The sequence below is a fragment of the Paracoccaceae bacterium Fryx2 genome (genome assembly GCA_032334235.1).
In the GTDB taxonomy this organism is placed as follows: Bacteria; Pseudomonadota; Alphaproteobacteria; order Rhodobacterales; family Rhodobacteraceae; genus JAVSGI01.
Window position 1 is genome coordinate 1,136,654 of the sequence record JAVSGI010000003.1, and the last position, 24,341, is coordinate 1,160,994.

General features: G+C 65.1%; 21 protein-coding genes, 5 pseudogenes, 1 riboswitch and 1 other annotated feature. Of the genes and pseudogenes, 10 read left to right on the forward strand and 16 right to left on the reverse strand.

Going from position 1 to position 24,341, the window contains the following annotated elements:
• Positions 1–65 precede the first annotated feature (65 nt).
• The gene (locus tag RNZ50_06600; GenBank protein ID MDT8854702.1) at positions 66–341 is read left to right on the forward strand and encodes a peptidoglycan-binding domain-containing protein; all 276 of its coding nucleotides are present in this window, start codon (positions 66–68) and stop codon (positions 339–341) included.
• On the opposite strand, the gene RNZ50_06605 is transcribed toward RNZ50_06600, so the two are convergent.
• Together RNZ50_06605 and RNZ50_06610 are read right to left on the reverse strand one after the other, a co-directional pair.
• Positions 244–534 carry a type II toxin-antitoxin system RelE/ParE family toxin gene (locus RNZ50_06605; protein MDT8854703.1) on the reverse strand — a complete coding sequence of 97 codons (291 nt, stop codon included), beginning with the start codon at positions 532–534 and terminating at the stop codon, positions 244–246. The genes RNZ50_06600 and RNZ50_06605 overlap by 98 nt on opposite strands.
• A complete protein-coding gene (locus tag RNZ50_06610; protein ID MDT8854704.1) occupies positions 522–806 on the reverse strand; it encodes a CopG family ribbon-helix-helix protein in 285 nt (94 codons plus the stop codon). Before RNZ50_06610 ends, RNZ50_06605 begins: the two co-directional genes overlap by 13 nt.
• A gap of 88 nt (positions 807–894) precedes the next feature.
• Here RNZ50_06610 and RNZ50_06615 point away from each other — a divergent pair, with 88 nt between their 5' ends.
• Positions 895–1,233: a hypothetical protein gene (locus RNZ50_06615; GenBank protein ID MDT8854705.1), complete on the forward strand. Its 339-nt coding sequence runs from the start codon at positions 895–897 to the stop codon at positions 1,231–1,233.
• On the opposite strand, the gene RNZ50_06620 is transcribed toward RNZ50_06615, so the two are convergent.
• The 3 genes from RNZ50_06620 to RNZ50_06630 form a co-directional block, all read right to left on the reverse strand.
• Positions 1,185–3,341: a TRAP transporter permease gene (locus tag RNZ50_06620; GenBank protein MDT8854706.1), complete on the reverse strand. Its 2,157-nt coding sequence runs from the start codon at positions 3,339–3,341 to the stop codon at positions 1,185–1,187. The two genes, RNZ50_06615 and RNZ50_06620, sit on opposite strands and share 49 nt — an antisense overlap.
• Positions 3,342–3,400: 59 nt before the next feature.
• The gene (locus RNZ50_06625) at positions 3,401–4,372 is read right to left on the reverse strand and encodes a TAXI family TRAP transporter solute-binding subunit (protein ID MDT8854707.1); all 972 of its coding nucleotides are present in this window, start codon (positions 4,370–4,372) and stop codon (positions 3,401–3,403) included.
• 116 nt (positions 4,373–4,488) lie between these two features.
• Positions 4,489–4,770 (reverse strand): hypothetical protein, encoded by a 282-nt coding sequence (locus RNZ50_06630; GenBank protein MDT8854708.1) that lies wholly within the window; start codon positions 4,768–4,770, stop codon positions 4,489–4,491.
• A 511-nt stretch (positions 4,771–5,281) separates the two neighbouring features.
• Between RNZ50_06630 and RNZ50_06635 the strand changes: the two genes are divergently transcribed.
• A complete protein-coding gene (locus RNZ50_06635; protein ID MDT8854709.1) occupies positions 5,282–6,373 on the forward strand; it encodes an IS630 family transposase in 1,092 nt (363 codons plus the stop codon).
• A 20-nt stretch (positions 6,374–6,393) separates the two neighbouring features.
• On the opposite strand, the gene RNZ50_06640 is transcribed toward RNZ50_06635, so the two are convergent.
• Positions 6,394–6,543: an ATP-binding cassette domain-containing protein gene (locus tag RNZ50_06640; GenBank protein ID MDT8854710.1), complete on the reverse strand. Its 150-nt coding sequence runs from the start codon at positions 6,541–6,543 to the stop codon at positions 6,394–6,396.
• A 667-nt stretch (positions 6,544–7,210) separates the two neighbouring features.
• On the opposite strand from RNZ50_06640, the gene RNZ50_06645 reads away from it, so the two are divergent.
• From RNZ50_06645 to RNZ50_06665, 5 genes are all read left to right on the forward strand, one after another.
• Positions 7,211–8,149: an ABC transporter permease gene (locus tag RNZ50_06645; GenBank protein ID MDT8854711.1), complete on the forward strand. Its 939-nt coding sequence runs from the start codon at positions 7,211–7,213 to the stop codon at positions 8,147–8,149.
• Positions 8,146–8,997: an ABC transporter permease gene (locus RNZ50_06650; GenBank protein MDT8854712.1), complete on the forward strand. Its 852-nt coding sequence runs from the start codon at positions 8,146–8,148 to the stop codon at positions 8,995–8,997. The genes RNZ50_06645 and RNZ50_06650 overlap by 4 nt, the downstream gene beginning before the upstream one ends.
• Positions 8,994–10,640 carry an ABC transporter ATP-binding protein gene (locus tag RNZ50_06655; protein ID MDT8854713.1) on the forward strand — a complete coding sequence of 549 codons (1,647 nt, stop codon included), beginning with the start codon at positions 8,994–8,996 and terminating at the stop codon, positions 10,638–10,640. The genes RNZ50_06650 and RNZ50_06655 overlap by 4 nt, the downstream gene beginning before the upstream one ends.
• Before the next feature lies 1 nt (position 10,641).
• Positions 10,642–12,156, forward strand: a complete 1,515-nt coding sequence (locus RNZ50_06660) for an ABC transporter substrate-binding protein (protein MDT8854714.1) — start codon at positions 10,642–10,644, stop codon at positions 12,154–12,156.
• A 62-nt stretch (positions 12,157–12,218) separates the two neighbouring features.
• The gene (locus RNZ50_06665) at positions 12,219–13,790 is read left to right on the forward strand and encodes a D-aminopeptidase (GenBank protein ID MDT8854715.1); all 1,572 of its coding nucleotides are present in this window, start codon (positions 12,219–12,221) and stop codon (positions 13,788–13,790) included.
• 30 nt (positions 13,791–13,820) lie between these two features.
• On the opposite strand, the pseudogene RNZ50_06670 reads toward RNZ50_06665, so the two are convergent.
• A pseudogene (locus RNZ50_06670) lies at positions 13,821–13,967 on the reverse strand (IS5/IS1182 family transposase).
• 19 nt (positions 13,968–13,986) lie between these two features.
• A pseudogene (locus tag RNZ50_06675) lies at positions 13,987–14,088 on the reverse strand (IS110 family transposase).
• Positions 14,089–14,097: 9 nt separating this feature from the next.
• Between RNZ50_06675 and RNZ50_06680 the strand changes: the two are divergent.
• Positions 14,098–14,196, forward strand: a pseudogene (locus RNZ50_06680) (IS481 family transposase).
• Positions 14,197–14,580: 384 nt separating this feature from the next.
• Here RNZ50_06680 and RNZ50_06685 read toward each other — a convergent pair.
• The 8 genes and pseudogenes from RNZ50_06685 to RNZ50_06720 all read right to left on the reverse strand — a co-directional run bounded on the left by RNZ50_06685 (position 14,581) and on the right by RNZ50_06720 (position 22,724).
• Positions 14,581–15,966, reverse strand: coding sequence for an ATP-binding cassette domain-containing protein (locus RNZ50_06685; GenBank protein MDT8854716.1), 1,386 nt, complete (start codon positions 15,964–15,966; stop codon positions 14,581–14,583).
• The gene (locus RNZ50_06690) at positions 15,963–16,748 is read right to left on the reverse strand and encodes an ABC transporter permease subunit (GenBank protein ID MDT8854717.1); all 786 of its coding nucleotides are present in this window, start codon (positions 16,746–16,748) and stop codon (positions 15,963–15,965) included. The genes RNZ50_06685 and RNZ50_06690 overlap by 4 nt, the downstream gene beginning before the upstream one ends.
• The gene (locus RNZ50_06695) at positions 16,745–17,668 is read right to left on the reverse strand and encodes an ABC transporter permease (protein ID MDT8854718.1); all 924 of its coding nucleotides are present in this window, start codon (positions 17,666–17,668) and stop codon (positions 16,745–16,747) included. The genes RNZ50_06690 and RNZ50_06695 overlap by 4 nt, the downstream gene beginning before the upstream one ends.
• A gap of 17 nt (positions 17,669–17,685) precedes the next feature.
• The gene (locus tag RNZ50_06700) at positions 17,686–18,516 is read right to left on the reverse strand and encodes an ABC transporter substrate-binding protein (protein ID MDT8854719.1); all 831 of its coding nucleotides are present in this window, start codon (positions 18,514–18,516) and stop codon (positions 17,686–17,688) included.
• Positions 18,517–18,560: 44 nt separating this feature from the next.
• Positions 18,561–19,804, reverse strand: a protein-coding gene (locus RNZ50_06705) for an IS3 family transposase (protein ID MDT8854720.1) whose coding sequence is annotated in 2 segments (ribosomal slippage) — positions 18,561–19,501 and positions 19,501–19,804 — 1,245 coding nt in all. Because the reading frame shifts where the segments join, the coding sequence is not laid out codon by codon here.
• Positions 19,392–19,508, reverse strand: a sequence feature (AL1L pseudoknot). Its footprint overlaps the gene before it by 117 nt.
• A 145-nt stretch (positions 19,805–19,949) precedes the next feature.
• Positions 19,950–20,138: riboswitch (cobalamin riboswitch) on the reverse strand.
• A gap of 18 nt (positions 20,139–20,156) precedes the next feature.
• A complete protein-coding gene (locus RNZ50_06710; protein ID MDT8854721.1) occupies positions 20,157–20,381 on the reverse strand; it encodes a DUF6525 family protein in 225 nt (74 codons plus the stop codon).
• A pseudogene (locus tag RNZ50_06715) lies at positions 20,378–21,430 on the reverse strand (GTP-binding protein). The gene RNZ50_06710 and the pseudogene RNZ50_06715 overlap by 4 nt, the downstream one beginning before the upstream one ends.
• A gap of 66 nt (positions 21,431–21,496) precedes the next feature.
• Positions 21,497–22,724, reverse strand: a pseudogene (locus RNZ50_06720) (IS256 family transposase).
• A gap of 369 nt (positions 22,725–23,093) precedes the next feature.
• Between RNZ50_06720 and RNZ50_06725 the strand changes: the two are divergent.
• Positions 23,094–24,320 carry an IS256 family transposase gene (locus RNZ50_06725; protein MDT8854722.1) on the forward strand — a complete coding sequence of 409 codons (1,227 nt, stop codon included), beginning with the start codon at positions 23,094–23,096 and terminating at the stop codon, positions 24,318–24,320.
• The last annotated feature ends 21 nt before the right edge of the window (positions 24,321–24,341 follow it).

The window sequence follows — 24,341 nt, forward strand, 5'->3', positions numbered from 1 at the left end:
GATTACGCCGCCTTCAAATTTCCACCACTCCCGCGACACCACCTCGCTGTGCGGATAACCAACAATTGCAGAACGCTGCGAACGCGGGTGGTTTCAACACGGGCACGCCAGATGGACAATGGGGCGGGGGTTCAAAAGAGGCGATGAGAGCTTTCCAGACGTCCGTCGGCATTCCCGCGACGGGTGCGCCCGATCAAGCAACGCTGCAGCAACTTGGCTTCAACAGCTGTGGGATGAGGATGATCAATAGCCAACCTCACGCTGATGGCGGACCGCGAGAACAACCGCCGTTTCGCCGTCGAACTGATAGAGCGACACATAGCCGCTGTCACCAAAGGTAATGAACCACTCGCGGAATTCCGGTTCCATGTCCTCGACTGGCCGCCCGGCGCCCGGTTGAACGCGCAGGATGTTCATGCCTTCACGGATGGACTTGGCAGCGCGCCGGGCGGCGTCAGGGTTCTTGTCGGCAAGGAAACGGTAAAGGCGCTCGACATCCCGCAGCGCGGCGGGCGACCAGATCAGTCGTGGCATTCAGGTGCTGCCGCCTCTTCGCCCGCTTCCAGCTTGGCAAGCCAGGCATCGGCTTCGTCATGGGTCACGTGCTCGCCTGTCGCCTGATACTCCTGCCAGGCCTGCATCCCAGCCTGCCGAAACGCTTCGCGCTTCTCTTCGCGATCGACGAACTGCGCCACGGCCTCACGCAGCATCCAATGAGTGGAGCGGTCCTTCGCATCCGCCAGCCGCTTGAGCCGGTCACGGGTGTCCTGATCGAGTTTTACGGCGATGGGGCGGACGGCGTTCATGGGTGCTGCTCCGGACGAGTATTCATGGGTATTACCTTTAGCATATCCGCGACCAACACAGAAGTCACAATTCAGGACGTGCGCCGTCATGCCCACCACCCGCGAAACCGTCCTCGCCGCGCTGCAGTCGCGGCTGCAGTCCCTTGCCGCCCTTGTTCTGCGTGACGAGGTCCTGCCCGAGCGGATCCCAGCGGCAGGGCTGATCATCCTGCGCGATGGCCAGCCGGGTGAGCCGGAGGTGACGCTGTCACCGCTTCGCTATCACTACCAGCGACACATATTCGGCGGAAGGTCATCGTCCGTGTCGGCGGGTCTCCCTGCCACCCTGGTCGCAATGACCACCCCTTTCGTCGCAAAAACGCCGGATGGATGGAGGGCTTACCGATTGGCGCCGCGGACGGCCGCCTGTCCGGCCAGGGTGCGTTGAAGCAGGAACACCGAAACACCGACCGCCAGACCGACGGCATCGGTCAGCCAGCCGCCATCAATCATCCCTATTGCTGCGGCGAGCAGCAGGAAGCGCAGCGCTAAATTCAGACTGCCGAAGAACCAACCCTGCACGGCGGCGGAAAGCAGCATCACGCCCACGCAGGCACTGATGAAGACATGGATGATCGCCAGCCACTCCCCCTGCATCAGAAGTTCGTGCGAGTTGAAGAACATGAAGGGCACGATGAAGGCCGCCAGCCCCAGCTTGAACGCCTCGACCGAGGTTCGCATCGGTTCCGACCCGGAAATTGCCGCCCCGGCATAGGCGGCCAGCGCGACCGGCGGCGTGATGGCCGACATGACCGCGTAGTAGAACACGAAGAAATGGGCGACCAGCACCGGGATGCCAAGCTGGATCAGGCCCGGCGCCACGACCGCAGCAGCCACCGCATAGGCGGCGGTGGTGGGCATCCCCATCCCCAGCACGATGGAGATCACCATGGCGAAGAACAGCGCAATCACCTGGCTTTGATCGGCAAGGCCCAGAAGCAGCGACGAAAACCGCGCGCCGACCCCGGTCAGGGCGATGACGCCCACGATGATGCCCGCCGCGGCACAGACCGCAACCAGCTGGATCGCCATGCGCGCGGCCAGATCAAGCGCCCGGTAGATCGACGCCGGACCCATCTTGTAGGGCGTCAGCCAGGACACCACCGCCGCCGAGGCCATTGCCACCGTGCCGGCGCGGATCACGGTATAGCCGGCAAAGAGCGTGTAGATCAGGATCACCACGGGCAAGAACAGATAGACCTGCCGCGCCAGCACCGCGAATTTCGGCAGCTGATCCTTCGGCAGGCCGGTCATGTTCAGTTTCCGCGCCTGGAAATCGACCATGAAATAGACCGAGATGAAGTAGAGCACCGCCGGGATGATCGCGGCAATGACGATCTCGCTGTAGGCGATGCCTGTCACCTCGGCCATGATGAAGGCGCCGGCCCCCATGATCGGCGGCAGGATCTGCCCGCCGGAGGAGGCTGTCGCCTCGATCGCGGCGGCGCTTTTTGCCGGATAGCCGACCTTCTTCATCAGCGGAATGGTCAGCGAGCCGGTCGCCACCACATTGCCGGCCGAGGTGCCGTTGATCATGCCCATCAAACCCGAGGCGAAGATCGCCACCTTGGCCGGGCCACCGCGCAGGTGCCCTGCCGCCGCAAAGGCGAAGTTCACGAAGTAGTCACCGACCCGGCTGGCCTGCAGGAAGGCGGCAAAGGCGATGAACAGGATGATGTAGGTCGAAGACACCGCGACAGGCGCCCCGAGGATGCCCTGATCGGTGAAGATATAGGTGAAGAAACGCTGCGGATCGTAACCGCGGTGATTGAGAAAACCGGGAAGGAGCGGGCCGACGAAGGCATAGGCGATGAACACCCCGGCGATGATGACAAGCGCCAGCCCCGCCACCCGACGGGTCAGCTCAAGGATCAGCAGCACGCCCACCAGCGCCGCGTGAAAATCGGCGGGCTGCGCCATGGACGTTCCGGCGCGCAGCCGGATCGGCCCGACGTTGAACAGGATGTAGCTCGTCATCGCGATGGCCGCGAGGCCCAGAAGCCAGTCTGCCGGGTGCACGCCGGTCCGGTCGCGGCTGCCCCAGATCCAGCCGGCCAGAATGGCAGCGAGCGTGCCGACGACCAGCGGCCAGCCAAAGGAATTGAAGACCAAGGCCGGGGGCCGCGCCACGCCCGCCGCCCACCATCCGCCCCAGGCGAAAGCCACCATGGCCGCGCCATAGCCGATGCCGACAGCGGCCAGTCCGGTAACCGCCCATTCCGCCGCGCTCCGCCTTCTGACGGCGAGATCCGCTGGCAGGGCCAGTGCCGCGTAGATCAGGAAGCCGATCACCAGCCCGCCCGCGATATGGAGCATCCGGTAGGTCCAGGTCTCCAGCGGGTACAGGTTCATCACGGCGATATGGAACCCTGTGTAGACCACGCAGAGCAGCGCCACGAATGAATGTATCGCACCGGTGAAATGGCGCTGGTTCGAAGCGTGCGGCTCCTGGTCGACGCCATCCGCGATGACGGGGCCTGCAGCGGTCTGGGACATGGCTTATCCTCGGCAAGTACCTTGGTCCGGCCCGCCGTGCCTGGCGGCCGGACCGGGTTTCAGCGCAGTTCTGCGGGTATCTCGACGCCTGCTTCTTCGAAAAAGCGCACAGCGCCCGGGTGGTACGGAAGGAAGCTGTTCTTGTCGACGTTCCCCGGCACGGTCTCGGATGCCGTCGCATGGATCTGCATCATGCGGGTGTTGTTTTCCATCACCAGTTTGGTGATCTCGTAGGCAAGCGTCTCGGGCATGTCGGCATGGGCCACGGCGAAATTCCACAACGCCACAGTGCCTTGCGGATCGGGGAAGCCCTGGTAAAGCCCGCCCGGCACGTCAAAGGCGGCAAGCTCCGGCATCTGTTCGAGAATTTTGGTCCGCTCTTCATCGGTGAAGCTGAAGATGTTCACATCCGCCTCGGCCGCGATCTGCGCAAAGGCCGAGATCGGAACGCCGGCGGCAAAGGCAAAGGCGTCGATCAGCCCATCCTGCACCTGCCCCACCGCGTCGCTGGCGCCGGAATAGCTGACTTGCGGCGACACCCCGGCGACCTCGAAGAACCGCGGCCAGTAGGTTGCCGCCGTGCCGCCAGCCGGGCCAACCGAAACCCGCTTGCCGTCAAGGTCTGCCACCGAGGCAATGCCTGCACTCTGCAGTGCAACAACCTGGAATGGAGTCTGGTACATGGGGAACAGCGCGCGCAGGCTCTTGTGTTCGAGCCCCGGCGCGAGTTCGCTCTTGCCCATCCATGCGTCATAGGCCGGGCCCATGGTGACAAGGCCGATCTGGTGATCGCCGGTTTCCACAAGGGTTGCATTCTGAACGGGGCCCCCCGTCACCTCTGCCGAGGCGTTCAGGCCCAGCGTCTCGGAGATCAGCCCGCCGAGACCCGTGCCGTAGATGAAATAGGTGCCGCCCTGACTGGCGGTGCCGATCGTCAGGTTGCCGGGCCAGCCTTCGCGGTCTTGCGCCGCAGCCGGCACGGCAAGAAGCAGGGCAGCCATGGCTGCCGCAGCGAGTTTTTCCAGATGCATCGTCGTCCTCCCGTTCTTCCCCGGTGCCTGCCGATCAAGGTATGCGACCGCGAATGCGGGTTCGCTTCCCAATGGGTTTCCTGACCGTCGGGGCGTTCAAGTCAATACCCCGCCATTCATGTGCGGGACAGGCTCTTCATGATACCCGGTTTTTTCGGCATTGCTACCCACGCCGACCAGCACCGGGCGTCCAGCACATCGAGACCCGCAAGCTTGCCTTCCAGACCTGTGGTACAGCCAACTGCTGCGATGACGACATCCGGCGCGATCCGCCGGTCGTCGACCAGTTCGACCGCATCAGGGTGAAAGCATCGGATCGCGGGCAAGACCTTGATGCGACCCTGCTTCAGGGCGGCCACCGCACCATTGTCAATTGCTGGCGCGACCCCGGTGCACATGAGCCGCTTCGCCCCGCCATTGGCATGCCGCGTCAGGCCGAAGGAAAAGGCCCTTCGATCGGTGGCCGTGAAGGTCCGGCCACATGATTTCCTCTCGTCCGCCCACGTCGACACGGCAAACGAAGGCCCCCTCCATCATGCGCAGCGGTTTGCCGCCAGCGCCTCCGGCAATCCTGCCTTTGCCCGCGGCGTTGGCCTGCGCCAGTTCCCAACCGGGAACTTCAGAGGTCGAGGCGACGGCCGTGTTCCATCCCCGGCCCTTGATCTGCTGTCCGGGTGCGGGCCGGGCGCCGCGGCGGACACAATTGAAGCCGCTGAAGACGGTGGTCTCGACTTTTGGCAGGCCCTGTGGTATGCGTAGCGTCGGGCGAACAGATCGAAAAGCACGCCTGTCTCGGCCTGATCCTTGTGAGCGTACCCGCATGCCGGGATTGAGGGCGGCCATCGGGTCCTAGTGTTCCCCACCTGACACAGGATTCCCATTGAGGGCCTGATGTGCCATATTCGGGGCATGAGACGCGATGACATTTGCCTTTACCTTGGCCCCGCCGACCGTGCTGAGCTTCAAGCTCTGATCACCAACCGCAACACTGCGCGCAAGCTCGTCTGGCGTTCCGAGATCGTGCTGGCGACAGCGGACGGTCACGGCACTTTTGAGATCATGCGGCGCGCACGCACTTCGAAGCCCACGGTCTGGCGCTGGCAGGCTCGGTATCTCGATGAGGGTGTGGACGGCCTCAAGCGCGACAAGACAAGGCCCTCGCGCGTGCCGCCATTGCCCATGGAAACAAGGCTGAAGGTGATCACCAAGACGGTGCAGGAGACGCCGCCCAACGCCACCCACTGGAGCCGCGCCCTGATGGCCGAAGCCATGGGGATTTCGCCGTCGAGTGTGGGTCGCATATGGGCCGAAGCTGGCTTGAAGCCGCATCTCACGAAGGGGTTCAAGGTCTCGAATGACCCGCTGTTCGAGGAAAAGGTCACGGATATCGTCGGTCTCTACCTTGATCCACCGGATCGGGCTGTGGTTCTGTGTGTTGATGAGAAGTCGCAGATCCAGGCGTTGGATCGGACGCAACCCGGTCTGCCGCTCAAGAAGGGGCGCGCAGCTACCATGACACACGATTATAAGCGGCACGGCACGACCACGCTGTTCGCCGCGCTGGATGTGAAATCCGGCAAGGTCATCGGCGATTGCATGCCCCGCCATCGCGCCAAGGAGTTCCTGAAATTTCTGCGGCAGATCGACAAGGCCGTGCCCGCGCGTCGTCACGTGCACCTGGTGCTCGACAACTACGCCACCCACAAGACGCCCGAGGTGAAAGCATGGCTGGACAAGCACCCGCGCTTCAAGCTGCACTTCACGCCCACCAGCGCCTCATGGCTGAACCTGGTCGAACGCTTCTTCGCCGAAATCACATCGAGGCGCATCCGACGTGGCAGCTATTCCAGCGTCGATGACCTGAAGACCGCGATCTACGACTATCTGGCGCAGCACAACGAGAAGCCGAAGCCCTTCAGGTGGACCAAAACCGCCGAGGACATCCTCACCCGAGAACGCCGCGCGCTCGACAAACTCGACGAAATTCGCGGAAACAGGTAGGAAGTGTCAGACTCAGAACACTAGAATACAATCTTCACCTTGCGACGCATGGATTCAAGGCCCGCGGTGTCGAGGCCCTCCATGATCTGTCCGCCAATCTCGATCCGGCCCTGATGCGGCGCAAGTCCAACCAGGGCCTTGGCAATGGTCGACTTGCCGCAGCCGGACACGCAGACCAGCGCGAAGGTCTCCCTCTTGCGGATATCGAAGGTGACATGTTCAACGGCGTGGAGTTCTGGCTGATGCCGCCGAGGAGGCCGCCGCGCATGGGGTAGCGGACGACGACATCGGTCAGCCGGGCCAAAGGATCGGTGGTCACCGGCAGCCTGACCACCCCTTGCCCGATATGTGGTAAGGCAAGCGAGGAGGGCGCGGGTGAGCGATTCCAGCCGCGAGACATCATGAAAAGCCTAGATTTTCGGCAAACTGCTGTATTGCACGCGGGAACAACCAGGGCTTTGCAGAGAACTGACCACAAGAAACCTGCGTCTGACGCTGTCGCTAGGGGTCAAACCTGCCCGTGCGAAGTTCCCCACAATTGGCCCAATAGGCAAGTGCTCCAATGAAAACATGCAAGTCACCGCTGCTCGATCAGGCCCGAATGGCTCCCCTGCTTGCGGCTCCAAGATGGTCCGTGGAACGCCATCGCAGCAGGTAGTTCGAGCTTGACACCTGCAGATGCTTGCCTAGTGATCTGCTTAGTTTCCTTGGCATTCGAGCCCCGCAGGCCGGATTTTCTTCGGAAGAGCCGCGGCGGGTTTTTCTTTAGCCGCAGATCATGGTGGGGCGAATGATCAACTGTAAGGCCATCATTGCAAAGCGGGAGAATTGAGAGGAATGCACCGCTATCGCTTTGTCCTGTTCCGCCCTTTGCAGTTTCTGCCGGTGTTGTTCGGCATCTCGGTCATAACCTTCGTACTGGTGCGGCTGATTCCCGGTGATCCGGCACGCATCCTGCTGGGCACGCGCGCCACGCCAACCGCCATCGCGAACATCCGCGCCCAATACGGGTTGGATGAGCCTATGTGGCTGCAATACCTTTACTTTCTGAAGAACCTAGGCGCGGGTGAGATGGGCAAGTCCACGCTTTACAAGATCGACGTTCTGCGCCTGATCGCGTCGAGGATCGAGCCTACGCTGGCCCTGGTCGTGGCTGGTGTGCTGCTGGCGCTCCTGATCGCGGTGCCCTTTGCTGCTATCTCGGCCCGACGCCAGGGCACGCTGGCCGATCATGCGGTGCGGGTCGTTTCGACGGCGGGGATCGGGTTCCCGTCATTCTGGCTGGGTGCGATGCTGATCCTGCTGTTTTCCGTGCGGCTGGATTGGTTGCCAGTGGCTGGCTACGGCGAGACACTGGGCGAAAAGCTGAGCCACCTGGTGCTGCCGGGGCTGACCATCGCGCTGTCGCTGTCGGCGGTGCTGACACGGTCCTTGCGTGCCGGGATGGTGGCGGGCATGCAATCCGACATTGCCACGGCTGCGCGGGCGCGCGGGATGCCGGAGAGTGTCGTGTTCTGGCGGCATGTGGTGCCGAACGCGCTGGTGCCGACGGTGAACCTGCTGGCGGTCAATATCGGCTGGCTGATCGGAGGCACGGTGGTGGTGGAAAGCGTGTTCGCCATTCCGGGCCTCGGCCAGCTGATGGTGCGGGGCATCTTCAGCCGCGACTACATGGTCGTGCAGGGCGTGGCGCTGACCTTCGCGGTGGCCACGGTGCTGATCAACTTTGCCGCCGATATCATAACCGTCGCACTGGACCCGAGGGTAGAGCTGTGAGCGCCTCTTCCACCCCCCGCTACAGGCCACGCTGGGGCCGCTGGGTCGGGCGGCAGCCGATGCTGGCCACCGGCCTGGGCATTCTTTCGGCTTTCCTGTTGCTGGCGTTCTTTGCGCCATGGGTCGCACCCTATGACCCGATCTATCAAGACAGCGCGGTCCGGCTGAAGCCGCCGTCCTGGGAGCATCCGTTTGGCACCGACAACTTTGGCCGCGATGTCTTCAGCCGGGTCATTTGGGGCGCGCGCATCGACCTGCAGATGGCGGTGATCGGGGTGGTGTTTCCATTCCTGATCGGCACGGCGGTCGGCACCGTGGCGGGGTTCTTCGGCGGCTGGGTCGATGCGGTTCTGATGCGGGTGATCGACGTGGTGCTGGCCTTTCCGTTTCTGGTGCTGATGCTGTCGATCATCACCATTCTGGGGCCGGGGCTGGGCAGCTTTTACATCGCCATGGCGCTGGTGGGCTGGGTCAGCTATGCGCGGCTGATCCGGGCACAGATTCTGGTGCTGAAGACGCAGGACTTTGCGGTGGCGGCAGCCAGCCTTGGCTTTTCGCGCCTGCGGATCATGTTCCGGCACCTTTTGCCGAACGCGCTTGCGGGATCACTGGTCTTCGTGATGTCGGATGCGGTTCTGGTGCTGCTGGCCGGGGCCTCCATCAGCTATCTGGGGCTTGGGGTGCAGCCGCCTCTGGCCGAATGGGGGGTGATGGTGGCCGAGGCGCAGGGGTTCATCGCCCAGGCGTGGTGGATCACGCTGTTTCCGGGGCTGGCGATCGTGGTGCTGGCCTTCGGCTTTTCACTGACGGGTGACGCGCTGGCCGATCTGTTCGGGGTGCGCGAATGACCCAGGTCCGGATTAGCGGTCTGTCGGTGGTCTTTCGCGGCCCGGAGGAAGAGCGCAGCCTGCTGGAAGATATCTCGCTGACCCTGGACAAGGGCGAGATTCTGGGGCTTGTGGGGGAAAGCGGCTCGGGAAAAAGCCTTCTGTGCCGCACGCTGCTGGGGCTTCTGCCCTCGCGCCAGTTGCATGTCACCGCCGGGTCCGTGCGGCTGGACGGTGCCGAGATTCTGCAAAGCGGGGCAATGGCGGATATCCGGGGCCGCCGCATCGGGATGATCTTCCAGAACCCGACCAGCCATCTGGACCCGATGATGAAGATCGGCGCGCAGATCACCGAAGGCCTGGTTCACCACACCGGGCTTGCGCAGGCGGCAGCGCGGGACGCGGCAATTGACCTCTTGCGGCAGGTGGGTTTCCCAGATCCGACCGGCGCCTATAGCGGCTATGCGCATCAGTTTTCCGGTGGCATGCGGCAACGCGCCATGATTGCCATCGCCTTGTCCTGCAACCCCGAGATTCTGATCGCGGACGAGCCGACGACGGCGCTGGATGTCACCATTCAGGCGCAAATCCTGCGCCTGCTGATAGACCTGCGCGACAAGCGCGGTCTGTCGATCGTGCTGATTACGCATGATCTGGGCGTAGTGGCGCAGACCTGCGACCGGATCGCCGTCATGCGCGAAGGCCGGGTGGTGGAGCAGGGCGAAAAGCGAGCCCTTCTGGCCGCCCCGCAGCACCCTTATACCAAGGCGTTGATCGCCTCTCACCCCTCTGTCGCGGCGGCGGGGGATCATCTGGAGGCGGACCGGGCGCATCAGCCGGTTTTTGAGGTGACCGATCTCGAGGTCCAGTTTGCCCAAGGCGGTTTCTTGCGCCGCAAGCCACCGCTGAGCGCTGTGCGCAAGGTCAGCTTGCGCATCTGGCCGGGAGAAACGGTGGGGATCGTAGGCGAATCCGGTTCCGGCAAAAGCACGCTGGCGCGCACCATGCTGGGGCTGCAGCGCGCCACTTCGGGCGATGTTCAGTTTGAAGGTCTGTCGCTGGCGGACAACCGGGCCGCAACTCTGACAAGGCTGCGGTCAGACGCGGCCATGGTGTTTCAAGACCCGTTCAACGCGCTGAACCCGCGCATGACAGTAGGCGAGACGCTGGCCGAGGTCTTGCAGACGCAAGGCGAAACCCCGCGCAGTGCAATTCCGGCCCGGATCGACGAACTGCTCGACATGGTGGGGCTTGATCGCGCCTTCGCCCGCCGCCGTCCGCGCAGTCTGTCGGGCGGGCAGTGTCAGCGGGCAGGCATAGCGCGGGCGCTGGCGGTGAACCCCAAGGTGATCCTTGCCGATGAATGCGTGGCGGCGCTGGACGTCACGATACAGGCGCAAATCGTTGACCTGTTCCGCAGGCTGACGGCGCACAGCGGCCTGACCCTGATCTTCATCGCGCATGATCTGGCGATCGTGCGCAACCTGTGCGCGCGGGTGGTGGTGATGAAACAGGGCGAGATCGTCGAAGACGGCCCCTCGGCCCGCATCTTTGCCAATCCCGAACAAGACTACACAGCGGCGCTGATCGCCGCGATTCCCGACATCGACCCAGATCGCCCCATCAACGGCGGCACCCTGACCCAATCCAATAGGAGCCCATGACATGATAAGAACCTGGACCAAGGCGGCGCTGCTCAGCCTTGCACTTTCAACCACGCTGGCCAGCTACGCCGAAGCGCAAGGCGTGCTGACCATCGGTCGCCGCGAAGATGGCACCACCTTCGACCCTATCGCCACGGCGCAGAACGTCGATTTCTGGGTGTTCTCGAACGTGTTCGACGTGCTGGTGCGCGTTGACAAGGCCGGCAGCACGCTGGTGCCCGGCATTGCCGAAAGCTGGGACGTGTCGGCCGATGGCCTGACCTACACGTTCAAGCTGCGCGACTCCAGGTTCTCGGATGGGTCCGCCGTCACATCCGAAGACGTCGCCTATTCGCTGACCCGCATCCGCGACAGCGAATTCTCGCTGTGGTCCGACAGCTACAAGATCATCGCGGACCTGCAGACACCGGACGCGAAAACACTGGTAATCACGCTGGGCGAGCCTTCGGCACCGTTCCTGTCCACTCTTGCCATGCCGGGCGCGTCCATCATCTCGAAGGCGGCGATGGAATCGATGGGGGAAGAAGCCTTTGCCGAAAAGCCGGTGGGTTCGGGCGCCTTCATGGTCGAAGAGTGGCGGCGCGGGGATCGGGTGATCCTGAAGAAGAACCCGAATTTCTGGCAGGCCGACTCGGTCAGCCTTGATGGCGTCGAATGGATATCGATCCCCGATGACAACACGCGGATGCTGGCGGTTCAGGCCGGAGAGCTTGATGCCGCAATCTACGTGCCGTTTTCGCAGGTCGCCGGGCTGCAAGGGGATTCGAACCTGGCAGTGGTGATCAATCCGTCGACCCGCGAAGACCACCTCTTGCTGAACCACGAACACGCCCCACTGAACAATCCGAAAGTGCGCGAGGCGCTGGACTACGCCATCGACAAGCAAGCGATTGTCGAGACTGTCACCTTCAATCTGGGTGAGGTGGCGAATTCCTATGTGCCAAGGGGCGCCTTGTACCACAGCGAAGAAAACGGCGCGCGCGGGTTCGATCCTGAAAAGGCCAGGGCCCTGCTGGCCGAGTCGAATGCTGGACCGATCACCCTGAACTATGTGGTGGATGCGGGCGACCAGACGCAGGAACAGATCGCCATTCTTCTGCAACAGCAGCTGGCTGCAGTTGGCGTGACGCTGAACCTGCAGAAGGTGGACCCAAGCCAGACCTGGGACATGCTGGTGAACGGCGACTTCGATCTGGGTGTTAACTACTGGACAAACGACATTCTGGACCCCGACCAGAAGACCACTTTCGTTGTCGGCCATGACGTGAACCTTAACTACATGACACGCTACAAGAATGATGCTGTAAAAGACATGGTTGCCGCTGCCCGGCTGGAGATGGACCCGGCCAAACGCGGGGCGATGTATGCCGAAATCCAGAAACTGGCCAAGGCCGATACGCACTGGATCGACCTTTACTACAGCCCCTACATCAGCGTGACCCGCAAGGGCGTTGAGAACTTCGGCCAGAACCCGTTGGGGCGGTTCTACCTGGAAGAAACCGTCAAGACCTACTGAGCCTTTGGCGGCGGCCCAGATCCGGCCGCCGCTTTCAGTTTCTGCCGCAAAGGGTGACCCTGATGACACAGATTGATCTTGCTGCCCTGCGCGCGGCGCTGGATGCGTTGCCGAAAGCCTATCCTGGTCCGGGCGGCGTGGCAGGGGTGATGCAGGACGGCAAGGTGATTGCCGCCCGCGCCTGGGGCTATGCCAATGTCGATACGGCCCAGCCGATGACATCGGGCACGCGGTTACCGATCTGCTCGATCTCCAAGCAATTCACCTGTCAGGTGTTGCTGGCAGGCGGCGATGATCCGGGGCGACTGGACGGCAAGGTGGCCCAGTTTCTGCCCGCCTTCACCGACCCGCTGCCAACGGTGCGGCAGCTTTGCGACAACCAGTCGGGCCTGCGCGACTATTGGGCGCTGACGGTGCTGCATGGAGCCTTTGCCGAACAACCCTTTCGCCGCGAAGACGCCTTGCCGCTGATCGCTCGCATGAAGACGGGGCATTTCCCACCCGGCACGCAGTATTCCTATTGCAACTGCAACTTCCGCATCGTGTCGGAACTAATCGAGGCAGAGGCCGGCCAGCCGCTGGAAGCGCAGTATCGCCGCCACATCTGGGGCCCGGCGGGCATGAAAACTGCTGTTCTGACCGCCGACACCGCGCACCCCGAAGACGGCGTTGTGGGCTATGAGGGCAGCGACGCCACAGGGTTTTTCCCGGCCGCAAATGGCGTCTACTGGATCGGTGACGCCGGAATTTCTGCTTCGCTGGATGACATGCTGGCGTATGAGGGCTGGATCGACGCGACGCGCGACGACACAAGCAGCCTTTATCGCCGCGTGTCGGTTCCCCCCACCTTCGCCGACGGATCGCCCGCCTCTTATGGCTTTGGCCTGTCGCATGAAACCATCGGCGGGCTGGCCTGCACCGGTCATGGCGGTGCGCTGCGCGGCTTTCGGGCGCAAAGGTTCAACGCACGCGCGGCGCGGCTTTCCGTGGTGGTGATGTTCAACCACGAAGCCAGCGCCCACGCGGCAGCCGAGGCGCTGATACTGGCGGCGATAAGCGCGGCCCCCCCCGCACCCGCGCCCATCCCCGAAGGCTGGGATGGCCAGTGGCTGGCACCGAACGGGCTTCTCGCCCGGCTGGAAAGCGGGCGCCGTGCGGCAAGGCTGTCCTATGCCACCGGCGACGAAACGCTGACGCTGACGGCGAATGGCGTGTTGAGCGCTCCGGGAGTGGTTCTGGAGCAAGGCGCGCAAGGAATGACCATGACACGCACGGGCGACAATTCCTGCGTCACGCTGGTGCCTTTGCCCATAGTGGACAGTGCCGATGGGGCGGAAATTGCAGGCCACTTCCATTCCGCCGAACTGGACGCTGAACTGGAGATTGTCGCGCGGGGCGGTGGCGTTTATGCGCGCTTTTCCGGGATGCTCGGCCGAGGGCGGATGGAACGGATGGTACCCTCCGGTCCGGACGTCTGGGCCCTGGCCACACGCCGGTCGATGGACGCGCCCGCACCCGGCGATTGGACCGTGACCGTTGTCCGAGAGGGCGGCGAGGTCAAAGGGCTGATGCTTGGCTGCTGGCTTGCGCGCGAGGTTACCTACCAGAGGCGCTCTGTTGCACAAATCGGATGATGGTCGGAGTTCCCCTTCCCCCGGACAGACCTATCCTGCGGCCTCTGTGATGGGCGTGCCGAGCGCGGTGAAGCCGTTCAATACGGCGACGCGAACCTGGAACTCTGCGACCTGACGGTCGAAGTCCCGCGCTGACAGGCGCTGCCCCAGCAGCTTGACGCAGTGCATCCGATCGTCGGGAAAACAGTCCACCGGCCTGCGTGCGCTGCCGGATCAGAAGCTCTCGGACCCGAAAGACCGTCGCTGCCCCCTGGGCCTCTTCGCTCTTCACGAGGACAAAGCGCATCGTCGGTCGCTGCGTGAGAACGGCCTCACGCTCTACGAATACATATGCAAAATCTGGACATCCGAGCCGGAACGATTCATCCTAAACCCGATCCACCAGATGCCGGGACTGAACACCTAAGCAAGGTCAGCAACCGGTGTTCCTGAGGTATGCCACTTGTCGTTAACCTCTTCGTCCAGGACAACTCTCAGGATTGCCCAACCTGAGCTGCAGGTCTCTCTCGACCCGCAGAGGGCAAGGGACCTTCGGCGCGGTTCAGGGACGATCGTTACGGCAACGCCGCCTTACGGCATCAGCATGGCTGGGCATCAAATACAGGATGGAATCGTTGAGTGTCGTGGACGGGCGGCAAGCCGCCATTTGCATCTGCAGCATGCGGCTTTTGCAAGGCCAGGAAGCCTCATTCAAAGCGGTTCCTGGTCTGGCAGGACCGGCTGATGTTTCCCGCGGCAGAGCGCCAAATCCTCGGCAGAGGCGGCTGACGAACACCCGCCTTGCCTCCGCTTATCGCAGGGTCAGGATGCGGTCGCAGATGGCGGCGAGGAGCGCGCGGTCGTGGCTGACGAAGAGCAGCGCCAGCCCCTCGTGCCGCGCGAGGTCGGCAAGCAGCCGCACCGCCTCGGCCTGGGTCATCGGATCGAGGCGCGAGGTCGGCTCGTCGGCGAACAGCATCACCGGATCGAGAAGCAGCGCGCGCAGGATTGCCAGCCGCTGCAGCTCGCCGCCCGAGACTTCGGCCGGCGTGCGCTCCAGCAGCGCCGGGCGCAGGTTCAGCCGCTCGAGCAGCGGCGGAATGCGCGTGGAATCGATCCGGTGGCGCCGGGCCAGATCCTTCAGCCCCTGCCCCAGCGCAAGGCGCGGCGGGAAGGCGGCGGGCGGATCCTGCCAGATCTTCTGCCAGCCAAAGCGCGGCGCGGCAGGGTCGCGCCAGACCGTCCCCCGTTCGGGGGTGAGCAGCCCGAGCAGCACATTGCCCAACGAGGACTTTCCGCAGCCCGAAGGCCCCTCGATCCCCACCACCTCGCCGGGGGCGAGCGTCAGGTTCAGGCCGGAAAACAGCCGCCGCCCTCCGCGCGACAGCGCCAGGCCCTCGGCCCGCAGGATAGCCGCCCCGCCCGGGCGCGGCACGGGCCGGGGCCAGCACGCAGGGTCGGCCGCGATCAGCGCGCGGGTGTAGGGGTGCTGCGGGCCGGACAGCAGCCGCGCCGCCGGGCCACGCTCGACCACCGTGCCGCCGCGCATCACGAGGATCTCGCCGCCAAGCCCGGCGGCCAGTTCCAGATCGTGGGTGATGCAGATCAGCCCGCCGCCTTCTGCCAGCCCCTGCCGCAAGAGCGCCAGAACCTCGCCGCGCATCGCCGCATCAAGGCCCTTGGTCGGCTCGTCGGCCACCGTCACCGGCGCGCCGCCCGCCCGCGCCGCGGCGAAAGCCAGCCGCTGCGCCATGCCGCCCGACATCTGCCACGGCCAGATCGCCGCCGCATGGGCCAGCCCCAGTCGGCCAAGATCGCCCGCCGTGCGCGCGGCAGGATCGGCCGCGGCGCCCACCAGCGCATGAACCTCGGCCACCTGCGCGCCCGCCCGCATCAGCGGATCGAGCGCCAGCCAGGGCTCCTGCGGCAGCACGGCGATCCGCCGGCCCCAGAGCGCGCGCTGCCCGGCGGGATGGGCCGGATCGAAGCGGTCCGGCCCGACCTGCAGCGCACCCGACGCACGCAACCCCCGCGGCAGCGTGCCCAGCAGCGCCTGTGCAGCCAGGCTTTTCCCCGAGCCGCTTTCGCCCAGGATCGTCAGCGCGCGGCCCGCCTGAAGGCTCAGGTCCAGCGGCTCGACCAGCACCCCCTCGGGGCCGTGGACGGCGAGGCGTTCGGCAGTCAGAAGCAGGGTCATTGGCGGTCTCCGGCGATCAGGTTCAGGGCAAGGAGCGTCAGGAAGCAGGCGGCGACCGGCTGGGCCAGCACCCAGGGCGCCTCGCGCCAGGCGGGCAGCAGTTCCACCATCATCAGGCCCAGTTCTGGCGTGGGTGCGCGCATGCCCACCGACACGAAGCCAAGCGCCGCTATGGCCGCAATCGCGGTCGCGACCGAAAAGGCCATGGCGGTGCGCAGCATCGGGCCGATCTCGGGCCAGAAGATGCGGTGAAAGATCCAGAGCGCCGACATCCCCTGCAACCGCGCCGCCTCGACCGCAGGAGAGCCGACAAGGCTGCGGCTGGCGGCGCGGGTCAGGCGGAAGAACTCGATCCACTGCACCGCGGCCAACCCCGCCCAGAAGGCCAAGGGCGTCGAGGGCAGGATCACCCCCATCATCAGCACCATCAGCAGCGCGGGCAGCGCCAGCACCGAATCCGCCACCAGCGTCAGGGCGCGGTCGATCCAGCCACCGCGCCAGGCGGCCAGCGTGCCAAGCGCAATCCCGACCGCCGCCGCCGTCGCCGCCGCGGCCAGCGCGATGGTCAGCGACAGCCGCAGCCCGTGCGCCAGCCGCGCCATCATCGACCGGCCAAGATGGTCATAGCCGAAGGGCGCCAGCGCATCCGGCCCCGCCAGCACCCGCATCAGGTTCTGGCGCAGCGGCCCGACCGCATCGGCCAGCGGCGCAAGCGCGGCAAAGGCCAGAACCAGCGCAAGGATACCCCAGCCGACCAGCGGCCCCGTTCGATGCGCGATCATTGGTCCACCCCCCGCGGATCAATCCGCCGCGCCGCCAGATCCGTCAGCGCATTCACCAGCACGAAGCCCAGCCCCATCACCAGTGCGGTTCCCTGCACCATCGGCACATCGCGGTGAAAGACCGCGTGGATCAGCGCGTGCCCGATGCCGGGCCAGCCGAAGATGGTCTCGACCACCACCACGCCCTCGGCCAGCGTCACGAACTGCATGCCGAGGAAGGTCAGCACCGGCGCCGCCACATTGCGCAGCCCGTGACGCCGCAGCACCTGACCCTCGGACAGGCCCTTCCAGCGGGCAAAGGCGTAATGCGGGCTCGCCTCGATCCGGGCCATCGCGTCGCGGGTGATCCGGGCCGAGGCCGCCGCCAGCCCAAGGGCGAGCGTCAGCGCAGGCAGCACGAAATGCGCCGGCGCCCCGTGGCCCGCCGCGGGCAGCAGCCGGAACTGCACCGCCAGCACCACGATCAGCACCAGCCCCAGAAGGAACTGCGGCACCGAGCGGAAGGCGGCCGAGGCGACGAGCAGCGCCCGATCGAACCGCCCGCCCGCATGAAGCCCGGCCCAGAGGCCGAGCGGGGGGCCGATCAGCAGCGACAGCACCAGTGCCGCCCCGGCCAGCTGCAGGCTCGCGCCCAACTGGTGCGCGATCTCCTCCGCCACCCGCTCGCCCGACACCAGCGAGGTGCCAAGGTTCAGCCGCGCCAGATCCCCCATCCAGGCCAGAAAGGCCGCGAACGGCTCGCGGTCCAGCCCCAGTTCCGCCCGCACTGCGGCGGCGGCCTCGGCGGTGACCAGATCATAGCCATAGCGCCCGGCCGCAATGCGGAAGGCGGCATCGCCAGGCAGAGCCTGCATCATCAGGAAGGACAGAAGCCCCACGACCAGCGCGACGCCAAGCGCCTGCGCCAACCGGAAGCCCATCTGTGACAAGAGCCCGCTCATTCGGCAAAGCCCATCGTCTTCAGCCCGAAGCTGCGCTCGAACGGATCAAGCGCCGCGCCCGTCACCCCGCGCGCCACCGCCGCGGTCTGCTGATACCAGGCGATCGGCAGCACCGGCAGCTCGGCCTGAAGGGTGGCCGACAGCCCCGCACGCTCGGCATCGCCGCCCTCGCCACGGGCCAGCGCCCCGACGGTCGCGGTGAAGGCCGGGTTGTCCCAGCCCATCGCGCCCCAGTCACCGCCCGGCGCGTAATCCTGCATCAGCGTGCCGACCGGATCGGGCACCAGCGCGAAGTTGCGCGCGAACAGCGCCATCTGAAGGGTGCCGGCGGCGTGACGCGCAGGGATTTCCGACGAATTGGTTGAATTGATCGTGGCGGCGATGCCGATTTCGGCGAACATCTGTTGCAGAACCGCGGCCGTCAGCGGCAGTTCCGGCCGGTCGGGATAGGTCAGAAGCTCCACCTCGAAGCGCTGTCCTTCCTTTTCCAGCACGCCGTCGCGGCCGGGCTGCCAGCCCTGGGCCGCAAGGGCGGCACGGGCGGCCGCAGGGTCATGGACCAGTGGCGCCAGCCCCTCGACATGCCAGCCCGACATCGCGGGCGGGAACATCTGGTCGGCCGCCGCCGGATAACGCAGCACCGCCTGCGCCAGCCCCGCCCGGTCGATCGCCTGCGACAGCGCCTGCCGTTCGGCCACCGTATCGAAGAACGAATGCGCCGCGTTGACCTTCAGCAGCAGCACGCGCGGCAGCGGAATGGACAGCACATCAACCCGCTCCACCCGGCGCAGTTGCGCGACCGAGGCAGGATCGAGGTTGATCACCAGATCTGAACCGCCCCGGGTTTACCGGAGGGTGGTTTGTTCAATGACTACGCGACCATATCGAGTGAGTTCAGGTTTGCATAGAACGCCTCCTCTGCTTCTGCGGGTGGGATGTATCCGATTGGGCCAAGCAGGCGGCGGTTGTTATACCAATCGATCCATTTCAGCGTTTCCCATTCGACCTCGCGCATTGATTTCCAGGGGCCGATCTGGTTGATGACCTCTGTCTTGAACAGGCCGATGACGCATTCAGCCAAGGCGTTGTCATAGGCATCGCCAACTGTTCCAACGGAAAGGTCGATCTCGGCCTTGGCCAGGCGTTCGGTGTATTTGATCGACAGGTATTGTGATCCGCGGTCCGAATGGTGGACCAAGCTCTTGTTATCCGGCGTCTTTCTTTGCCAGATCGCTTGCTCCAGCGCGTCGAGCACAAACTGGGTCTTCATCGATGTCGAGACGCGCCAACCGACAATACGACGTGCAAAGACGTCGATGACGAAGGCCACGTAGACGGTGCCGGACCATGTGGGCACATAGGTGAAATCTGAAACCCACAGCTTGTTCGGCCGATCCGCCATGAACAGCCGGTTCACCTTGTCGTCCGGGCAAGGCAGAGACGTGTCAGGATTGGTCGTGATGACCTTCTTGCCACGGACCACGCCCCTGATGCCCAGATGGCGCATCAATCGTTCCACGGTGCAGCGGGCGGCGTCTTCACCCTGCCGTCGCAAAACATGCCAGATCTTCCGCGCGCCATAGAGCTTGCGGTTGGCATCCCAGGCCGCGTCGATCTTGAGGCTCAGGGCGGCATCCGATTTGGCCCGGGCCGAGGCCCGGTCAGGATCACGCATGATCGCCCGCCGGTCATAAAAGGTGGAAGGGGCAAACTGCAGTGCCCTGCAGATCGGCTCGACCCCGAATGCCTCTCGGCTTTCCTCAATGAAAGCAGTCATTTGCGAAACGGGCGGTCGAGCTCCGCCTGGGCAAAATACGCTGAAGCTTTGCGCAGAATCTCGTTCGCTTGCCGCAGTTCCCGGTTCTCGCGCTCAAGCTCTTTGATCCGCGCGATCTCAGCGCTGGTAGGTCCCGGCCGTTCGCCACCATCGCGCTGGACCTGTCGCATCCAGACGCGAAGGCTGTCCGTCGAACAGCCCAATTTACCTGCAATCGCCGTCAGCGCCGCAGCCTCGCTCTGATAATCATCGCGGTGTTCCATCGCCAGCCGCACCGCACGCTCGCGGAACTCAGGTGAATACGGCTTCGAGGTCTTCTTCTTTGAGGTCTGTTCCATAACGGGCAATTCTCCGAGAGTTTTGCCCTCCGGTAAACCCGGGGCGGTTCAGTTCGCTCTCCTGTCATTGGGGGAAAGGGGCGGGGTACGATGTGCCGGACGGGCGGGGCGCCGCAGGAACACGTCCCCCGGGCCCTCCGCCCGTGGTCGTCTCTGTGGCCCTGGCAGGTCTCCTGGCTTGCGGCTCGGGCGCCCGGCTTCCCTTCCCGGCCCGTGGGCCAGTGGTCATGAAGCAAAGCTCGCCGCTTACAGTTGCGGGGGCAGTGCCGGATTTTCACCGGCTTCCCTCTTAGCCCGCGGTGCTGCCGCGGGAACCAAAGCGCCCCCTTGATGGGCGAAAGCGCCGGGCATGTCAACAACCTGCGGCACTCCTGCCGCGCGCCTCGCGGGCAAGCGCCGCCGCCTCGCTGCCCGAGCGGGCCAGCGCCCGTGTCCAGATCCGCCGGACCGAAGCCGCCCACCAGGGCAGCACCGCCTGCATGACCCAGGCCCGTGCCGCGGGCGGCAGTCGGTCATGGGCCAGCATCGCGTTCTCGCGCCCGCGCAGGCGCAGTGCGGTGCGCAGGTTGCGCCTCATGCCGCGCGGCCCCAGCGCGGGAAGGGGTCGGCCAGCCCTTCCCAGACCTCCGGCGCGAAGCGTGTCTCGGGCACGAGGCAGCGGTCGAGCGTGGCCGAGATCCGCGCCCGGTTCATCTCGCCCAGCATGCCGATGAAGACCATCTCCTGCCGGCGGTCGCCGAACTCTCCGGCCACGCGGGCGGCCATCCGCTCGCGCGCCTCGGTCGGCCAGTGCGCCTCGGGCACCGCCGCCCACCAGAGGCCAAGGCCCTTCACCTCGACCATCGGCCCCGCAACCGAGAATTCGCCCGCCCAGTCGGGCCGCGTCGCGATCCAGAAATGCCCCTTGGCGCGGATCACGCCGGGCAGCGGCGTGTCGAAGAACTCGGCGATCCTTGCGGGATCGTAGGGCCGTTCCGCGCGGTGGACAAAACTGGTGATGCCATATTCCGAATCCTCGGGGGCGTGGTCGGCGAAACCGTAAAGCTCCTTGACCCAGGTCGGATGGCGGTGCGCGGCCTCGAAGCTGAAGCGCCCGGTGCCCATGATCGCGCGCGGATCGACCCGGCTGTGATCGCTTTCGACGATCAGGGCATCGGCATTCAGCGCCGGCAGGATCGCCCGCGCTGTCGCCAGTTGGTCGGGCGTCGCGGTCGAGACCTTGTTCAGCACGATCACGTCGGCGAATTCGATCTGCTCGGTCAGAAGCTGGACAAGGCTGCGCTCGTCCTCGTCCCCCAGCGCCTCGCCGCGATCCTTCAGGAAATCCTGTGCCGAAAAGTCGCGGGTCAGGTTCGCGGCATCGACCACCGTCACCATGGTGTCGAGCCGCGCGATATCCGAGAGCGACCGGCCCTCCTCGTCGCGGAATTCGAAGGTGGCGGCGACGGGCAAGGGTTCCGAGACGCCGGTGGATTCGATCAGCAGGTGGTCGAAGCGCCCCTCTTCGGCCAGACGGCGCACCTCGGTCAGCAGGTCGTCGCGCAGCGTGCAGCAGATGCAGCCGTTGGTCAGTTCCACCAGTTACTCCTCACCGCGCGAGAGGCTGCCGCCGGCGCGGATCAGGTCGGTCGTGTCGCGAATGCTGTGGAAATTCCCTGGCGGCTCACTCCGGGCATGTGAAGGTTCAGTTTTTCAAGCTGCGAGGTCAAGAGGCATCGGGTCGAGGGGCTGGGAAAGCGTCTCCCAGCCGTCGACCTTGCGCATCTGGATCTGACCGGATGCCAGCAGCGCCCAGAGCAGCATCGGCACGGTCTCGGCGCAGGGCAGCACGGTCTGGGTCTTGACGCGGCGACGGAACTCCTCGTTCAGCCGTTCGATGGCGTTGGTGGTCCGGGCCGACTTCCATTGCGAGGGATCGAGGCGGGTGAAGCTGAAGAGCCGGTCCCCTGCTTCTTCAAGGCTGTCGGCAACGGCCTTGCACTTGAGCTGCCACTTGCGCAGGAATGCCTTGCGGCGGGTCTCGATCCCGGCGGCGGTGTCGGCGCAGATCATGTCGCGGTAGTCCTCGGTCAGCTCGTCGTGCAGGTGCCTGGGCGCGTGCGCCAGCAGGTTTCGGTGCTTGTGGACCGTGCAGCGCCGGATCGGCAGAGCCTCGCCCCAGAGCGCGACCAGAGCGGCTTCAAGCCCGGGAGCGCCATCGACGATGACGAATTCGGGCCGCTTCAGACCGCGGGCATCAAGGTCGTCGAGGAACTGGCGCCAGGCAGATGTGCTCTCTCCGCCCATGTTCTTGATGGATAACAATACCTTCTGCCCGTCGCGGCGGATGCCGATCGCCGCCAGCACCGAGATGTTGGTGGCCTTGCGGTCCAGCCGGGTCCGGATCACGGTGCCGTCGAGGATCAGCCGGACGATGTCCTCGTCGGCCAGGCTGCGGGCCGACCAGGCATCCCAATCCACCTTCACCTTGCGCCAGGCCCGGCTGACCACATCCTTGCTGACGGCGCCCTCGAACAGCCCGAACAGCGCCCGCTTGACGCGCCGGGTGTTGGTCCCGGCAAGATAGACCGCCGCGATCAGCGCCTCGGCCTTCTTCGTCAGCCGCTGGTAGCGCGGCAGCGCCTTCGAGCGCCATTCCTTCAGCCTTGCCGTCCTCGTCCTCGACCCGGGCGCGGGGCACGCGCACCGTTTCGGTGCCGAAGGTGCCGGTCAGCTGCCGCTCGCGGTGCCCGTGGCGATAGCCCTTCGCCTTCTCGTCGCCGCGACCGTAGCGCATGCGGCCGAGAAACTCGGCCAGTTCCTCTTCAAACATGGTCTCGATGGTCGCGCGGACGCTTGCCCGCAGGCGCTCCTCGATCGGGTCATACCCGGTCGTGTCGGGCAGTAGCGAAAAGGCCGAGCTGTCGGTAATGTCGTTCATGGCGTGATCTCCCTGGCGGTTGGCGCCGCCGGCTGGGTGGGTTTCAGTTCACCCGGAGATTACGCCGCCTTCAAATTTCCACCACTCCCGCGACACCACCGGTCGGACATGTATAATCTCACTTGCTGGTCGTTGATGGGTTTGTAGGCCAACCCGGATCCTCCGTTTGACGGCAGAGGAACCCGGCTTACCAACCCGCAGCGACCAGCACCTTCCCCGAAATCACTCAAGCCGGTGGGGCTGCCCTCCAGACGGGCATGCCCGTCTTCGGTGGTGTCGCGGGAGTGGTGGAAATTTGAAGGCGGCGTAATCTCCGGGTGAACTGAAACCCACCCAGCCGGCGGCGCCAACCGCCAGGGAGATCACGCCATGAACGACATTACCGACAGCTCGGCCTTTTCGCTACTGCCCGACACGACCGGGTATGACCCGATCGAGGAGCGCCTGCGGGCGAGCGTCCGCGCGACCATCGAGACCATGTTTGAAGAGGAACTGGCCGAGTTTCTCGGCCGCATGCGCTACGGTCGCGGCGACGAGAAGGCGAAGGGCTATCGCCACGGGCACCGCGAGCGGCAGCTGACCGGCACCTTCGGCACCGAAACGGTGCGCGTGCCCCGCGCCCGGGTCGAGGACGAGGACGGCAAGGCTAAGGAATGGCGCTCGAAGGCGCTGCCGCGCTACCAGCGGCTGACGAAGAAGGCCGAGGCGCTGATCGCGGCGGTCTATCTTGCCGGGACCAACACCCGGCGCGTCAAGCGGGCGCTGTTCGGGCTGTTCGAGGGCGCCGTCAGCAAGGATGTGGTCAGCCGGGCCTGGCGCAAGGTGAAGGTGGACTGGGATGCCTGGTCGGCCCGCAGCCTGGCCGACGAGGACATCGTCCGGCTGATCCTCGACGGCACCGTGATCCGGACCCGGCTGGACCGCAAGGCCACCAACATCTCGGTGCTGGCGGCGATCGGCATCCGCCGCGACGGGCAGAAGGTATTGTTATCCATCAAGAACATGGGCGGAGAGAGCACATCTGCCTGGCGCCAGTTCCTCGACGACCTTGATGCCCGCGGTCTGAAGCGGCCCGAATTCGTCATCGTCGATGGCGCTCCCGGGCTTGAAGCCGCTCTGGTCGCGCTCTGGGGCGAGGCTCTGCCGATCCGGCGCTGCACGGTCCACAAGCACCGAAACCTGCTGGCGCACGCGCCCAGGCACCTGCACGACGAGCTGACCGAGGACTACCGCGACATGATCTGCGCCGACACCGCCGCCGGGATCGAGACCCGCCGCAAGGCATTCCTGCGCAAGTGGCAGCTCAAGTGCAAGGCCGTTGCCGACAGCCTTGAAGAAGCAGGGGACCGGCTCTTCAGCTTCACCCGCCTCGATCCCTCGCAATGGAAGTCGGCCCGGACCACCAACGCCATCGAACGGCTGAACGAGGAGTTCCGTCGCCGCGTCAAGACCCAGACCGTGCTGCCCTGCGCCGAGACCGTGCCGATGCTGCTCTGGGCGCTGCTGGCATCCGGTCAGATCCAGATGCGCAAGGTCGACGGCTGGGAGACGCTTTCCCAGCCCCTCGACCCGATGCCCCTTGACCTCGCAGCTTGAAAAACTGAACCTTCACATGCC

What these genes read in the sequence shown, in the direction of transcription:
- RNZ50_06605 (MDT8854703.1), bottom strand. Translation starts at nt 534, where the DNA reads ATGCCACGACTGATCTGGTCGCCCGCCGCGCTGCGGGATGTCGAGCGC.
- RNZ50_06630 (MDT8854708.1), bottom strand. Translation starts at nt 4,770, where the DNA reads ATGTGCACCGGGGTCGCGCCAGCAATTGACAATGGTGCGGTGGCCGCC.
- RNZ50_06665 (MDT8854715.1), top strand. Translation starts at nt 12,219, where the DNA reads ATGACACAGATTGATCTTGCTGCCCTGCGCGCGGCGCTGGATGCGTTG.
- RNZ50_06655 (MDT8854713.1), top strand. Translation starts at nt 8,994, where the DNA reads ATGACCCAGGTCCGGATTAGCGGTCTGTCGGTGGTCTTTCGCGGCCCG.
- RNZ50_06685 (MDT8854716.1), bottom strand. Translation starts at nt 15,966, where the DNA reads ATGACCCTGCTTCTGACTGCCGAACGCCTCGCCGTCCACGGCCCCGAG.
- RNZ50_06625 (MDT8854707.1), bottom strand. Translation starts at nt 4,372, where the DNA reads ATGCATCTGGAAAAACTCGCTGCGGCAGCCATGGCTGCCCTGCTTCTT.
- RNZ50_06690 (MDT8854717.1), bottom strand. Translation starts at nt 16,748, where the DNA reads ATGATCGCGCATCGAACGGGGCCGCTGGTCGGCTGGGGTATCCTTGCG.
- RNZ50_06695 (MDT8854718.1), bottom strand. Translation starts at nt 17,668, where the DNA reads ATGGGCTTCCGGTTGGCGCAGGCGCTTGGCGTCGCGCTGGTCGTGGGG.
- RNZ50_06710 (MDT8854721.1), bottom strand. Translation starts at nt 20,381, where the DNA reads ATGAGGCGCAACCTGCGCACCGCACTGCGCCTGCGCGGGCGCGAGAAC.
- RNZ50_06615 (MDT8854705.1), top strand. Translation starts at nt 895, where the DNA reads ATGCCCACCACCCGCGAAACCGTCCTCGCCGCGCTGCAGTCGCGGCTG.
- RNZ50_06725 (MDT8854722.1), top strand. Translation starts at nt 23,094, where the DNA reads ATGAACGACATTACCGACAGCTCGGCCTTTTCGCTACTGCCCGACACG.
- RNZ50_06645 (MDT8854711.1), top strand. Translation starts at nt 7,211, where the DNA reads ATGCACCGCTATCGCTTTGTCCTGTTCCGCCCTTTGCAGTTTCTGCCG.
- RNZ50_06660 (MDT8854714.1), top strand. Translation starts at nt 10,642, where the DNA reads ATGATAAGAACCTGGACCAAGGCGGCGCTGCTCAGCCTTGCACTTTCA.
- RNZ50_06635 (MDT8854709.1), top strand. Translation starts at nt 5,282, where the DNA reads ATGAGACGCGATGACATTTGCCTTTACCTTGGCCCCGCCGACCGTGCT.
- RNZ50_06610 (MDT8854704.1), bottom strand. Translation starts at nt 806, where the DNA reads ATGAACGCCGTCCGCCCCATCGCCGTAAAACTCGATCAGGACACCCGT.
- RNZ50_06620 (MDT8854706.1), bottom strand. Translation starts at nt 3,341, where the DNA reads ATGTCCCAGACCGCTGCAGGCCCCGTCATCGCGGATGGCGTCGACCAG.